This is a genomic window from Candidatus Zixiibacteriota bacterium, from assembly GCA_019038695.1.
Lineage (GTDB): Bacteria > Zixibacteria > MSB-5A5 > GN15 > FEB-12 > B120-G9.
This window is the reverse complement of sequence record JAHOYZ010000008.1, coordinates 18,089-31,982: the sequence shown is the minus strand read 5'-3', so window position 1 is coordinate 31,982 and position 13,894 is coordinate 18,089. Positions and strand designations below refer to the sequence as shown.

Here is a 13,894-nt window from a genome sequence, read left to right as displayed (position 1 = left end):
ATCAAATCCTTATGGCATGGGAAAGAAGATGAAAAGAATTGGTGTACTAACGGGCGGCGGCGATTGTCCGGGCTTGAACGCTGTGCTGCGCGCAGTCGTGAAAACGGCAGATAACGATTATGACGTTAAAGTCCTTGGCTTCATTGACGGATATGAGGGCCTGATTTTAAATCGCTATCGCGAACTTACCAACAGGGATGTCTCCGGCATCCTGACTCGCGGTGGTACGATCCTGGGTACTTCGAATCGAGCCGATCCATTTCATTATCCTGTGCTGGAGGGCGAGGATTACGTATACCTTGATCGCTCCAACCAAGCCGTCAGGAATTTTGAAGCACTCGGACTGGATGTTCTTGTTGCCATTGGTGGGGATGGGACTATGGCGGCTTCCGAGGGAATGATAAAGCTAGGGCTACCCATTGTGGGTGTACCCAAGACGATTGATAACGATTTGTTCGGTACTGATATAACTTTTGGATTTGACTCCGCATTGGCTACCGCCACAGATGCCGTGGACAAGATTCACACTACTGCCCAGTCGCACCATCGGGTAATGATAATCGAAGTTATGGGGCGTTATGCGGGGTGGCTGGCGCTCAGTTCAGGTCTGGCCGGTGGCGGCGACATTATTCTCATCCCGGAGTTTCCTTACGATATAGAGGCTGTCTGTAGTGCTATCAAGGATCGCAACGCGGCCGGTAAACGTTTCTCCATTGTGGTGGTGGGCGAAGGAGCCCATCCTGCAGGCGGTAGCATGGTTGTGGATCGCCGGATAGAGACGTCTCCCGATGCCATCCGTCTGGGTGGAATATCTCGGCAGGTGGCCGCTCAGATTGAGGGCCTGACCAATCTTGAATGTCGGGTAACAATCCTGGGCCATCTTCTCAGGGGTGGTTCACCCACAGCCTTCGACCGTATTCTTGCCACCCGTTACGGTACCGAGGCGGTCCACATGGTGATGAGAGGGGAGATGGGGCAGATGGTGGCTATGAAAGACGGCCAGATTGGCTCGACCCCGATGTCTGAAGTAGCAGGTAAACTTCGCCTCGTAACGCCTGACCATCCCTTGGTCAAAGCGTCCTTGTCACTTGGAATATGTGTTGGACTGCCGAAGGGTGTGCCAATCGAAGAATCATTGATTGAAGAAGCAACGACATAGGAATTGCTCTGAGGTCGGAACAATAGCCGAGTTGTTGCTCGGCTGAACCTCATATGGAAATCGAGGTCATTTGTAATTGATTACGCTAGCCTTTCACGGTGCCGCCGGAACAGTCACCGGGTCAAAGTATCTTGTCCGCGTCAATGATCGACAGGTCATGGTCGATTGTGGTATGTTTCAGGGCCGACGATCCCTGCGCCAGAAAAACTGGGAGCCGCTCCCGTTTGATGCCTCCGATGTGGATGCCATAATTCTCACCCACGCTCATATCGACCATATTGGATACTCGCCCAAGATGGCCAGGGAGGGATTTAACGGGCCACTCTATGCCACACCTCCGACTGTGGATATCGCTCGCATGTCATTGATCGATGCCGCTCATATACAAGAGGAGGATGCCGAGTATCGTAACAAGAAGGGAATCACCCGGCATGAGAAGGCGCTGCCGCTATTCGATCGCAAGGATGTAGAAAAGCTCCATGGTCAGTTTGAGGCGGTCAGGTTTGACGAATGGACCACTATTGGGACTGAGATTAAATTTCGTTTCGGTGTTATCGGCCATATTCTGGGGGCGGCCTTCGTTGAGATGATTCTCAACGACGGAGACCATGAAGTGTCAATTCTTTTCTCAGGTGATGTTGGCCGCTATGGCAATCCGTTGGTTCACAATCCCAGTCCGCCCCCGCAGACCGATTATGTGGTGTGTGAATCCACCTATGGTGGGCGTATCCACGAACCTGAAGACCCCTATTTCATATTTTCTGAAATCATCAACGATGTGATAGCGCGCAAGAGTATTTTACTCATCCCTGCCTTTGCCATCGGGCGTACGCAGCAGATTGCCTACTTGATCCATGACCTGATCGAGAAGAAACGCATCCCCCCGATCGGTATCCACATTGACTCGCCAATGGCTATCAGATCGACTGACATCTATGTCAAGTATCCTGACTATCACAAGGTTGACATCGAGTGCCTGAGCGGCAAGAAGTGTATTCTTAACGGTCAGCATGTGTCTTTACATCGCAAGCGTAAATCATCTAAACTTCTCAATCGACTGACTGGCCCCGCCATTATTATGTCGGCCAGCGGTATGTTGACCGGGGGACGCATTATGCATCACCTGATGATGCGACTTCCCAAGGCGGAAAATACGATTATGCTGGCCGGTTTCATGGCCGAGGGAACTCTTGGTCGGAAACTGGCTGATGGCGCTGACAAGATTTACATCCACAAACAACCGGTGGAAGTCAGGGCGAAACTGGTCAAGCTGCATGGACTTTCCGGACATGGAGATTATCAGGAAATTTTGCACTGGCTGGAGCCTTTCACCGAGTCACCGAAAAAAGTGTTTGTAACGCACGGTGAAGAGTCACAGAATATCGCTATGGCTGGGCACCTTAAGAAAGAAAAAGGCTGGGACTGTCACATTCCGAGTCTTCACGAAACGGTAGAATTGTAAGCCTCAACAGGATTTGATTTGATGAAGAAGAAACTTACCCCCGCTCAAATGTCAAAGCGTCTAGGTCAATCATCGGCCTATCGGATCGCATATAAGGATCATGATTTTCTGGATTCTGGCTATGCTCGTCCAGCCCGGCTTCAATTAGAGTTGCTTAAACCCGAGACCATTCTTCGTCGAGAGGGGATTGCTTCGACTATTGTCTGTTTCGGCGGGACACGCATAGTCGAGCCGAAAGAGGCCAGGGCAGAACTGCGAAAGATCGAGAATAAGCTCAAGCATCGCCCTTCAGACAAAGAACTACGTCGACAAATGCGAGTAGCTAAATCAGTTTTGGCTAAATCACGTTTCTACGATGAAGCTCGTGAGTTTGCGCGGTTGGTTTCTATTGAAAGTCAGGGCAACGACAACCACGAGTACGTCATAGTTACCGGCGGCGGTCCGGGGATCATGGAGGCAGCTAATCGTGGTGCGTATGATATTGGCGCTAAATCAATCGGTCTGAATATCACGCTGCCGATGGAACAGGAACCAAACGCCTACATCACTCCTGAGCTGTGTATGCAGTTCCACTACTTTGCAATTCGTAAAATGCACTTCATGCTTAGGGCGAAAGCATTGGTGGCATTCCCGGGTGGATACGGTACGCTCGATGAACTGTTCGAGGGACTCACTCTGGTACAGACTAAGAAGATCAAACCACTGCCGGTCATTCTCTTTGGTGAGAAATTCTGGAAGGGTTTCATCGATTTTGAATACCTGGCCAAACAAGGCACGATTGATCCCGAGGATCTCAAGCTGTTTGTCTATGCGGATCACGCCGCAGACGCCTGGGATTACATCAAGTATTTCTATCAGGGGGAGTAGCAGGCACAGGCATTGCCTGTCTTTGTCTAGTGCCCCACAGCTTGCTGTGGGTTCCATGAGCATGTGATCTTAAGGGGTGCCATGCTCAAACTCGTTTGGGCATGATTTCCTACTAAGACTGGATGCCGGATCAAGTCCGGCATGACAAATTTGTGAATGGCACTCGGGGTGGGGTTTGTGTCCGCCACCCTTCGACTACTCTCACAGGCATTGCCTGGTTGGGTGACGGACACATCAATGTCTTTTACTTGTACGACCGTCGCGCGCCCTGGGCAGCGTCAATCTGGCGCACAACTTCTTTGAAATGTGCCTTGGTCATATCGTCTAAACCGATGTTGTTTGTTCCGTTCATAACAGCAGTCTCAATAACATCAAGGTCATTTGCGGCCAGCGTACGAGCATCGGAGGGATAAACCCACGAGTCGTTGAGGTAGATACCGATGATCCGCTTGAGATGCGATAACTGTAGCTGACGACGGAAGCTGTTGACGTTCTCCGGTCCTATAATTTCGGTCCAGATAGAGCGCCGTACTTCGGTGAACATATCATGGATCGAGTAGGCTTCTTCACCTGGTGCAAACCGTTCAATGTTGTCTACCAGTCGTCCCAGCGTATGGGGAGCGTAAAGATTCGATATGGCGCGGTTCTGCATTGCCAATGCCTGGCGGTGGATCGGGTAGTCGATCTGATAGATTGAATAAACCGACCAGTTAAAGTCCGGCAAACGCTCCGGCTGGAGTTTGTTGAGCAAGTCGGCCGGAAGATCGAAAGCGTCTGGCGCAAACAGGTTGTCTTTAAGGAATTTCACCGCTTGCCGCTGTTCGTCGGCCGGGACCGGGCAGAAGGGCAGCACGTCGGTCGTGTCGCCGACATGGAAACGATTGTGATAGATGCCGCCAACATAACGCGAGGCAAACCGTGCGGATGAGAAGAATGAACGCCAGCCGGTGTTAAAAGCCCGCAGGACGTTCTGATAACTCTCGCCTTCCTTCTCAAATTGACCCATCGTATTGTTCCACAGTTCGCGGGTCAGGCCAATCTTATGTTCGCAGAAGGCGATGGGATCATCACCCAGATCAAACAAAAGACTCATGGGATCGATCCCTTTTGTGCCCGATCCAAAAGCATCTTCGTCGGTGCTGTAAGCCAGCAACGGATCGGCGGCACGACCGGCGATTTCCTGTAGCTTGGGCCATTCGTCCTCAGAGGTAGTATCCTCGAAATCGGAATAACCGTATTCGATACACCAATCGCCATAAGGACCCGGTACCGAAGCGTAGAATTCACCCTGGGTGCGGTCCGGCCCGGCGATATTAGGAGCGGCATAGTCCATGATTGATCCGACTGTACCATGCTTGCGGGTGAACTCAGGATCGTTAATCTGGTCAAGACTATAGATAGTCGAGCCTTTGTAGTTGTGACGAAAACCGAGCGTATGACCAACTTCATGCGCCACTAGTTCAACAAGATAGGCATGGATATATTCCTTAGTAAGCGAATCTTTGTCAACCAGATCACCTGCAGTACTGATGGCATAGGTCAGCCCGAACGCTGCCTCGCGGGCAGATTCCATACCGTAGTTACAGAAATGTTCGTTGTGAGAGTACTCATCTACAGGCAGTTCCGGGATGTCGGCATCGGGTGTCACCGGATCAATGAAGAACTCCATGTTGGAGAACATGTATCTGATAAAGTCTACTGAAACCCGAATATCGGCATCGTATATCTGCCCCGTGAACGGATTGGCGCGAGATGGTCCCACGGCGTAGCCACCGCCGGGGATGATGACCCACTGGACGGTGCTGTAGCGAACATCGGCCGGGTCCCATTCGGCGGTGTCTGGCATTTGTTTGGCCACGATTGCATTGCGAAATCCAATTTTCTCAAAGGCAACATTCCAGAACTCAATCCCTTCGGCAACGGCATCACGGTATTCCTCGGGAACGGTGTTCTCGACCCAGTATACGATGGGCTCCACCGGTTCGGACATGCGGGCGTCGGGGTTTTTCTTTTTGAGATTCCAACGCTCAATGTAACGAACATACGAGGATGGATTATCGAGGGTGGAATAGTCACGGTACATTGTCATGAAGTAGCCGACACGATCATCAGCCAGACGGGGGACATAGTCCGTTTCCGGCAATGATGACAATGAATAGTGGAAAGTGTGAAAGAAGCTGTAACCGTTTTGCATATTGGAAGCGCCGAACGATTTGGAACCCTTGTAGTGTAAACGGACGTCTATTTCGCTGTTCTCCGGGAACGATTTCACCATTCCGAAGTAGCTGTTTTTCTTGTCAAAACTGAAACTCATTTTCGCCCGGCTGAAAACATTGCCCAGGTGTTGCGCATCACGTATAAATAGCTCAGCGGGATTGATCAGAATCGCGCCGGTGGAATCATTCGGTTTGGATTTGACTGCCGTTGAGGCAAAGAGGTGATCAGAAAGACCGTCGGGGATGGCCTTATGCAGAGCAGAGGAAGTGTCGGCGCGGATGCGCAGGTTTTTCTCCAGCATCATAATGTTCTTGCCGACGCGTTGGAAATAGAATGGAAACGATCGGCCCATAGCGCCGTTGTCAAAGAAACCACCCTCGGCGGCAGTGCGAGTTTCACCACAAAGGAATATCTCGTCAAATTGCTCCGGCTCGATTGCCATCAGCATACTATTGTCGATGGTGTCACGATAGAAATCGAACAGTCCCTCGATGAGAACGCGATCCTTTACCAGGTCGGCGAACGGTTTTTCTTTGCCTTTGTCGGCTGGTTTGTCCGTCGATGATTTGCTCTTATCCTGGTCGCCAAACGTTCTGACACGGCGACCGGCTTGCACGTCTGATGTTGCCCAGCTGACGAGTGATACGGTCAGGAGCGAGAATACAAAAGTTTTGAGGCGCATGGGGACTCCTTTAGAAAACAACGAAGTAGTATGTACGATTCATTAGTAAACGACAATATCACCCAAAATGTTCCATATCACAAGGGGATTATCGCGACGTGTAGCCTATTGACAAGAGAAGTGTGTATTATCTTAGACAGGTGTAATTTGATCAGGAGTCAAGTATTTGTAGGTTAGGATTCCTTGAGGTCCTGACGATTCCAAATGGCGGAACCACTAAGAAGGGTTTCGCCCTACTAATCTATACAACTTTGTCCTATAACTGGGTAGCAAAGTCATGCTTCGACTCCGCTCACTGGCATTGCCAGGTTGGGTGACTTGATAGACAACATGTTACAGTTTGTCATGTAGGCGGAGTCGAAGCATGTTTCAATTATCTGGGTTTTTCAACATCCCTTCAGGATGGGATATCACCACCATAAAATAGTAGTTCACATGACCGTCAAACGCTTACCTGAGTCAAGTGTGTTTGGCGTGCCAGTCAAGATAGGCGTTACCTTTTTCGGTCAGGTCGTAGTAGGTGTGGTTGCGGTGTTTGATCCATTTGTTGTCAACGATCCCCTTACGATACTGAATAATCCGAGGTTCGACTCGCTCAATCAAGTCCATTTCACGCAGCTTCTTGTGGCTATCAAAGGCAGCCTGTTTGGTGATGTTTGTTTTCCGGGCTACGAGGAGGGAGTAATCAACACCGTACTTTCGATGGTGCCGCATCACCACCCAATCGGTCTTGTCTAAATCGTCGTAGTTCTTGTCAGGAGAAAAAGGAGCTTGCTCCTCAAGAATATCGTCCCACTCCAGTTTGACCAGCCGTTGCTGCTCGGCCTTGGCCAGGTTGGGGCAGTCTCGCCGGTGGACTTTGAGTACATTGTCGTAGCTGTAATAACCTACGATATCATCACCGACAGTGGGTGTGCAGCATTTCGCCAGGATGTAGTCTTCTTTCAATCGGATCGGATTAACCATAATGCAATATAGGCAATTATAATGCCCAATGACAATGTCTCTTGTTTTGACAGCAATGACAGACTACATTCCCTCAAGATAAAAAAACGAAAGCGAGCTTATGCCCGACATTTTGATCTCATCCCCCTCAGGAATAATAGCCGCTCTGGCAGCAGTAACATCGTTCTTTTTCTTTCTGGAAAAGAAAACCGAGTGGAAGTTATTCAACTATCTCCCGCCGTTGATTTTCATCTACCTGATACCGGTAGCGTTATCCAACAGTGGCGTAATTCCCAGCAAATCACCCGTATATGATTTTATGGGCACCAATTTGCTCCCCATGTTCCTGGCCATTATGCTGCTGGAAGTGGATATCATGGCCACGATCCGTGTGATGGGGAAGGGCATATTTGTCATGTTGTTGGGTACGTTAGGCGTGGTTGTTGGAGCGCCGATTGGGCTGATGCTGGTGAAACATGGACTGGGACCGGAGGCATGGAAAGGGTTTGGGGCGTTGGCCGGGAGTTGGATCGGTGGCACGGGTAATATGCTGGCAGTCGGCAATGCTATCGGGCTTGACGAAAGTTCGCTCGATTTCGGTTACGCTGTTATTGCCGATAACGCCGTCTATTTGATCTGGCTACCGATTATGCTGGGCTCGAAGAATTTCGCTGGCTGGTTTAACAAATTTACGAAAATGCCCAAGGAACGGGTGGAGACGCTCAAGAAAGCAGCCGCTGAACTCACTACTGACAAGGGTACTCCGGCTATGCGACACTTCCTGTACCTGATTTTCATCGGCTTTGCCGTGACTGCTTTGGCGACATGGATCGCAGGTCATATCCAGCCATTACCCCCTGTCTTCTCAACCAATACTTACAAGATTCTGTTGGTGACATTTTTTGGTGTCGCCTTGTCATTTACAAAGGCCAGCAAGATACCGTGTTCTCATGCGTTAGCAATGGCGCTCGTGTATCTGTTCGTGGCACGAATGGGGGCGAAAGCGGATTTGTCCAATCTCGACTCTTCGGTTTTCTGGTTCCTGCTGGGGGCTTACATCTGGATCTTCATACATGGCGGTTTTCTGGTCGCGGCAGCACGGATATTTCGGGTCGATGTCCACACGGCTGCAATTGCATCGGCGGCCAACATTGGTGGAGCGGCTTCGGCTCCAATTGTGGCGGCCTATCATAATCCTGTGCTGGTGCCGGTATCGATTCTGATGGCGTTGCTAGGCTATGCTATTGGCAACCCGGCGGCGATTCTGGCGGCGCAATTGTGCGAGTGGGTTATGTAGCAGGCAGGCATTGCCTGTTATTGAGTATTGCCTGCTAATAGGCATCGCCTGTTCTCTGTCAAGAGCGCACGGCTCTTGACCTATGAAGAAAGCTATTTAATACCGAACGATCTTTATCGGAATTGTGAGAATGGTCGGGTCGGAATCCTCGTCCGTCCCAATGAGCAGGGTAGCATTGGTCATGTATGTTCCCTTGGTGATGTCAGGGCGCGGTGTGATTTCCAACACCAGGTCCGAACCTTTCCCTGCTTTATCAACGGTCGCTGTTATGGTGAATGAGCTATCATACTGAATGATGTCCAATAGCGAGATAGAATCGAAGCTCCGGTTGGGAATACGTACGGTCTCCGTTGTTTTTTTCGGTAAGAACATGATAGCGGCCGGTTCAGGACGCAATCCGTTGAACCACTGTCCGACAATCGAGAGGTAATGGAATTCCAGTGTGTCCAGATCGGGATGGTCAGTGATGACAGTAAAGGACCTGTTGGTTGGGCCAAATAGGTCCTTGGTTTTGAACCGCAACTGAAAATGGGCAGTGTCGTCGGGTGATATAATCGAATCCAATGAGCTAACATTGCCACAATCGCAGTTGGCGATGGCACGTTGGATACGAATTGTGTCGTCCGTCCGGTTTTCAAAAGCGAACTGGCAATAAACAGTGTAGTCAATGCCCATGTGTCCAAAATCAAACATCTGTTCCTCAAGGGTCGGAAGAACGTTCGAGGAAGTCTCTTTCGATATGCCTGCGCCGCTGAGGATAGCAGTTATTGTGAGCACGAGAACAAAGTTCATTTTTTCTCCATCACTTCGGTATCGGAGTGGTAGCCATGTCGTCGCATCCAGTCATCATTATAGCATTTGCTGAGGTAACGAATGCCTGCATCACCGAATATCCCAACCACGAAAGAATCCTCACCAAGGTCAGCGGCCACTTGCTCCATAGCGCAGGCAACCGAACCGGATGAGCCTCCGGCTGAGATACCTTCTGCTCGTGCAATGAGTCGAGCCCGGTTGAAGGAATCCTCATCCGAAACCGTTATTACTTCGTCCACCAAATCAGGGTGGAGAGCGAGGGTCACGACATCAGAGCCAATACCCTCAACCTTGTAGGGATGCCCGACGATCTTGTGTCGGTCACGGATGTAATCGGCAAACACAGAACCCTCGGGATCGACAGCTACCGCAACCAGGTCAGGATTCTGCTCCTTGAGATACTTGGCCACGCCCGAGAAAGTACCTCCGGTGCCAATGCCCGCCACAACGTGAGTGATGCGTCCCTCAGTGTCCTCCCATATTTCCGGGCCGGTCGTGAGGTAATGAGCTTCGACGTTATCCTGACTATCGTATTGATCAAGATCGAAGTAACCGTGTTCGCGGGCCATGTTACGAGCCACTGCCCAGAATCCGAGAGGGTCATCATGCTCGACTGTTTCCGGTGTGACAATGACTTCAGCGCCATAGGATTTCATCAGATCGACTTTTTCCCGGCTGGTTTTTTCCGGCGTAGTGACGATGGCCTTTAATCCGAAATGTTGAGCTACCATAGCCATAGCCGAGCCAGTGTTTCCGGAAGTGTTGTCAATGACTGTATCGCCAGGTTTAAGGTGACCACAGTCCATAGCCTTCTTAATGGTATGGTAGGCCATGCGGTCTTTGAGGGAGCCGGTTGGATTGTGGAACTCCAGCTTCACATATGCCCTGGGGCCATTGGCTGGAATACCTGTACGCAAACGCACCAATGGTGTGTGTCCGATAAGCTGTGTGATGTCTTCGTACAGTCGCATATTTCCCAATCCAGTAAGGTTATTATCCTACCCAATAGTTATACAAAACTCAACCCTTTAGTTCAGAAAAATCAAGGGCTTTTAGTTGACACTTCACTGGTAGGCCGGTTACAATCGGATAAAGAAGATGATGATCAGGAGCGGTGACATTAGTCACATCGCTTCGGCTTTGACATGGAGGTTCTATGAGACGTTTAGGTATATTGGCAGGTTTGCTCGTGATAGTCGGTTTGCTGGCGCTGGGTTGCTCAAAGAAGAAGGATGAGGTCGCCCAGCTTGAGAAGGAACTACTCGGGGATTCCGCAATCGCCGACTCTCTTGGAGATAGCGTTACGCAGTCAGACTTTGTGGGCGATGATACAGGCATGGCAATGGATGCCGGGGCGGTGCCCGAAGAAACACAGCCGAAAGAACTCCCGAGCGCTCCAACAGGTAGTGGTTACACAGTACAGGTGGCGGGATGCGAAGATCGTGCCTACGCTCAGCATCTGGTTAAAGTATACACTGATCGCGGTTTCGAACCGTTTGTGACAAACTATACGGTTGATGATCAATTATTCTATCGGGTTCGTATCGGTCAGTTTGAGGGTTATCGAGAAGCCACAATACTCAAGGCAGAGCTGATCGACAAGTACTCTGCGGATGTGTGGATTGATCAGCTCCAGTAGCGAGTAACTACAGCCAGGTGGATATGGGCGGTAGACGCCCAACCAGGTGATACCTGTCGTCTGCCGCATTTAATATGGAGCGATGATGAAAAGCCACACAGACTATCTCACTTTCCATGTGCCGAAGCGACGAGATTATATAAATATTACAGCTGAGGTGGAAGATGTGCTGGCTGGGAGTGGCATCACCGAGGGGATGATGCTCGTCTCGGCCATGCACATAACCGCTGCCGTATATATCAATGATGCCGAATCGGGGCTAATTGAAGACATCGACGAATGGCTCGAAACTCTCGCCCCGTTTGGCAAGGATTATCGGCATCATCGCACCGGCGAAGACAATGGTGATGCCCATCTCAAGAACCTTCTTATTCACAATCAAGTGATGCTACCGATAACTGCCGGGCGGATCGATCTGGGTCCCTGGCAGCAGGTCTACTACGCCGAGTTCGACGGCCGCCGTAACAAACGGGTTATAATCAAGATAATCGGGGAGTAGGTCGGGTGGCCCACCATTTTATGGTGGGTAGTGAGCCTTTGTAGATCAGGAGGCTTGTCCTCCTGACGAATGATGTCAGGACCGCAAGGGTCCTGACCTACTACCGCCCACGGAAATCCCACATGAACGATGAGCCACCCAAACTAATCCTAAGCGCTCATAGCACCGATAATTCTATTAGAGGACGTGCCAGAATATCGTAACACGTCCAATGAAATTATTTTAGGAGGGTTATCGTGCTCAAAGCCAGCTCAATCATTCTGACCGCCTTGTGCCTCACTATCACCGCAAATTCTAACACATTTGCAGGAGTCGAAGTGGGTCTGTCAATTGACAGCGACGGTATCAAGAGTTTCCATTTGGCCATTGGTGAACATTACCAGATCCCCGAAAAAGAAGTTGTTGCGGTACGGAAGAAATCCTTATCGGACGAAGAACTCGTGGTTGTCTTTTTCCTGGCCGAACATGCGAACGTCAAAGCCGGTGTAATACTCAACCTTCGCTCCAAAGGAAAGTCCTGGTGGGAAATCACACATTATTTCGGGTTGAATCCTGACATCTTTTTCCTTGCTCTGAAGACAAACCCCGGTCCGCCTTATGGCAAGGCCTACGGCCACTTCAAAAAAGCAAAAAAACACCGGTGGAAGAACATCTCTCTGGCAGATGTCGATATTGTCAATTGTGTCAACCTGAGGTTTGTCACGCAGCGTCACGGTTACTCACCTGATGAAGTCATCCGTCTGAGACACCAGGGTCACAAATTCGCCAGGATCAACGCCCACGCGAAGCACCAGATGAAAGAGAAACGCAAGCACAAGCAGATGTCAAAGGCGTCCGGGCATCAGAAGCCGCACAAGGGTAAGGGCAAGAAAAAGAAATAACCGATCGGGAACAATAGAGCCTAAGAATCTCCTAAAAAAAACAAAAAGGGCGGAGTCGTTGTGACTCCGCCCTTCAAGATATATCGATTACCAGCTGGCAGGTCGGGGTCCGTGTTCCTGAAGGAGATAAAAAACCCAACACAATTTGCCTGGCTCATTTCAATTCGATATCAGTCTCAAATGCCTACGGTCATGGTTCTTCTCCGACGCACAATTACCCAGCCCATCCAGCCGACCAGCAGAACGCTGAAGATGATAAAACCCCATTCGGTGAGGGTGGGAATCTTAGCTGTTCTTACAAACGTAGTCTCGTAAACTGCCTCGGGGCTACAACTCGCCACGACATACACAGTATATGTTCCGACCTCATTCACATTTGCACTCGGGAAGTGTGATGTCCAAAAATCTGGGTACACCCAAGCCACCGATTTTGTAGGCAGAATGTCCGCCATCACGTCTCGAATATCAGTGGCGCCACTGGGACGGCGTACAGAAACCTGTGTAACCGTACACGTCGTTGTTCCAGTGTTAGTTATTGTTATTGTAGCTGGTGTTCCTACTACAGCAGTTGCAGGAGTTGCTGTTACAGAAACCTGTCCCAGAGCGTTCCCAGTGCCGATTACCAGCAGTGCTAACGTCACAAATATAACTAATTGTCCGAATTGGTAACAGTGTCTCATTACTTCCTCCTTAAGGTTTCACATACAGAAATGGACAGGTAGGCGTTGCCCACTATCCTTGAATTCAAAACAAGAGAGTATGTATCGGCGGGGCGCGACGGTCTGGAAAACAAAAACAGCGTCGTTCAAGTAGTACTTCATGTAAGTTGTTAAAACACCTGTTATACCACGTTGATAGGAATATCCTGCGGGGATAACGCCTTCGCCATGCATATCTGAGGAATATCAGAGTCAGGGAGTTAACAAGGACTATCACGAATGAACCAAGCAGAAAACCAAAAAGAGAACAAAAGCCGACTACGAGGTGGGAGTCGGTATTTGATAGCACAAAGATACTGTCTACACCGGTCGATTTGATCAGGGCATATTCCAGGCCGATCCACAGCATGGCTACGAAAGCAGGATCGAAGCCGATACGCCTTTTGGTCAAGTTCACTGTTAGTCCAAAGACAGCAAGGATAACGTTCAGAATAAACAATTTGGTAAAAAACGCTGCTGGAGAAGATAGTATCTGAGCGATGTCAATAGCTATGGTGTAGGTTGTTGCCAGCAGCATACCCGCCAGAACTGAGCCAGCAAGGCGGGTGCGGTCGAGCACCCACAAGTATGGGACAAGGGCGAATAGAGAGATGAACTGTAGTTCTGCGATGACATGCGGGATACATAGCAGCAATGCCGAACAAAGCGGTAGGAAACAATTCAAGGAATAGAGAGAGCCTTGACCGCCATGTTTTACAGACCTTGGCATGCGGA

13 protein-coding genes are annotated in these 13,894 nt (G+C 50.0%); 7 read left to right on the top strand and 6 right to left on the bottom strand.

The window, feature by feature from the left end:
* Positions 1–16 precede the first annotated feature (16 nt).
* From KOO62_03550 to KOO62_03540, 3 genes are all read left to right on the top strand, one after another.
* On the top strand, positions 17–1,159 hold the full coding sequence (locus KOO62_03550) for a 6-phosphofructokinase (protein MBU8933062.1): 1,143 nt from the start codon (positions 17–19) through the stop codon (positions 1,157–1,159).
* 76 nt (positions 1,160–1,235) lie between these two features.
* Entirely contained in the window at positions 1,236–2,621 is a 1,386-nt protein-coding gene (locus KOO62_03545) for an MBL fold metallo-hydrolase (protein ID MBU8933061.1), read from the top strand.
* A gap of 21 nt (positions 2,622–2,642) precedes the next feature.
* Positions 2,643–3,488 carry an LOG family protein gene (locus KOO62_03540; protein ID MBU8933060.1) on the top strand — a complete coding sequence of 282 codons (846 nt, stop codon included), beginning with the start codon at positions 2,643–2,645 and terminating at the stop codon, positions 3,486–3,488.
* Positions 3,489–3,732: 244 nt separating this feature from the next.
* Here KOO62_03540 and KOO62_03535 read toward each other — a convergent pair whose 3' ends face one another.
* Both KOO62_03535 and KOO62_03530 read right to left on the bottom strand, forming a co-directional pair.
* On the bottom strand, positions 3,733–6,387 hold the full coding sequence (locus KOO62_03535) for a zinc-dependent metalloprotease (GenBank protein MBU8933059.1): 2,655 nt from the start codon (positions 6,385–6,387) through the stop codon (positions 3,733–3,735).
* A 459-nt stretch (positions 6,388–6,846) separates the two neighbouring features.
* Positions 6,847–7,353: a DUF2250 domain-containing protein gene (locus KOO62_03530; protein MBU8933058.1), complete on the bottom strand. Its 507-nt coding sequence runs from the start codon at positions 7,351–7,353 to the stop codon at positions 6,847–6,849.
* Between the two features lie 100 nt (positions 7,354–7,453).
* Between KOO62_03530 and KOO62_03525 the strand changes: the two genes are divergently transcribed.
* On the top strand, positions 7,454–8,629 hold the full coding sequence (locus tag KOO62_03525) for a DUF819 family protein (protein MBU8933057.1): 1,176 nt from the start codon (positions 7,454–7,456) through the stop codon (positions 8,627–8,629).
* Positions 8,630–8,725: 96 nt separating this feature from the next.
* Here KOO62_03525 and KOO62_03520 read toward each other — a convergent pair whose 3' ends face one another.
* Together KOO62_03520 and KOO62_03515 are read right to left on the bottom strand one after the other, a co-directional pair.
* Positions 8,726–9,421, bottom strand: a complete 696-nt coding sequence (locus KOO62_03520; protein MBU8933056.1) for a DUF1573 domain-containing protein — start codon at positions 9,419–9,421, stop codon at positions 8,726–8,728.
* Positions 9,418–10,413: a cysteine synthase family protein gene (locus KOO62_03515; protein ID MBU8933055.1), complete on the bottom strand. Its 996-nt coding sequence runs from the start codon at positions 10,411–10,413 to the stop codon at positions 9,418–9,420. The genes KOO62_03520 and KOO62_03515 overlap by 4 nt, the downstream gene beginning before the upstream one ends.
* A gap of 185 nt (positions 10,414–10,598) precedes the next feature.
* Here KOO62_03515 and KOO62_03510 point away from each other — a divergent pair, with 185 nt between their 5' ends.
* From KOO62_03510 to KOO62_03500, 3 genes are all read left to right on the top strand, one after another.
* Positions 10,599–11,081 carry an SPOR domain-containing protein gene (locus tag KOO62_03510; protein MBU8933054.1) on the top strand — a complete coding sequence of 161 codons (483 nt, stop codon included), beginning with the start codon at positions 10,599–10,601 and terminating at the stop codon, positions 11,079–11,081.
* An 85-nt stretch (positions 11,082–11,166) separates the two neighbouring features.
* Positions 11,167–11,580, top strand: coding sequence for a secondary thiamine-phosphate synthase enzyme YjbQ (locus KOO62_03505; GenBank protein ID MBU8933053.1), 414 nt, complete (start codon positions 11,167–11,169; stop codon positions 11,578–11,580).
* 236 nt (positions 11,581–11,816) lie between these two features.
* The gene (locus KOO62_03500) at positions 11,817–12,461 is read left to right on the top strand and encodes a hypothetical protein (GenBank protein MBU8933052.1); all 645 of its coding nucleotides are present in this window, start codon (positions 11,817–11,819) and stop codon (positions 12,459–12,461) included.
* Positions 12,462–12,637: 176 nt separating this feature from the next.
* Here KOO62_03500 and KOO62_03495 read toward each other — a convergent pair whose 3' ends face one another.
* Positions 12,638–13,141 (bottom strand): IPTL-CTERM sorting domain-containing protein, encoded by a 504-nt coding sequence (locus KOO62_03495; protein ID MBU8933051.1) that lies wholly within the window; start codon positions 13,139–13,141, stop codon positions 12,638–12,640.
* Positions 13,142–13,205: 64 nt separating this feature from the next.
* Entirely contained in the window at positions 13,206–13,889 is a 684-nt protein-coding gene (locus tag KOO62_03490) for a hypothetical protein (protein ID MBU8933050.1), read from the bottom strand.
* Positions 13,890–13,894: the final 5 nt, after the last annotated feature.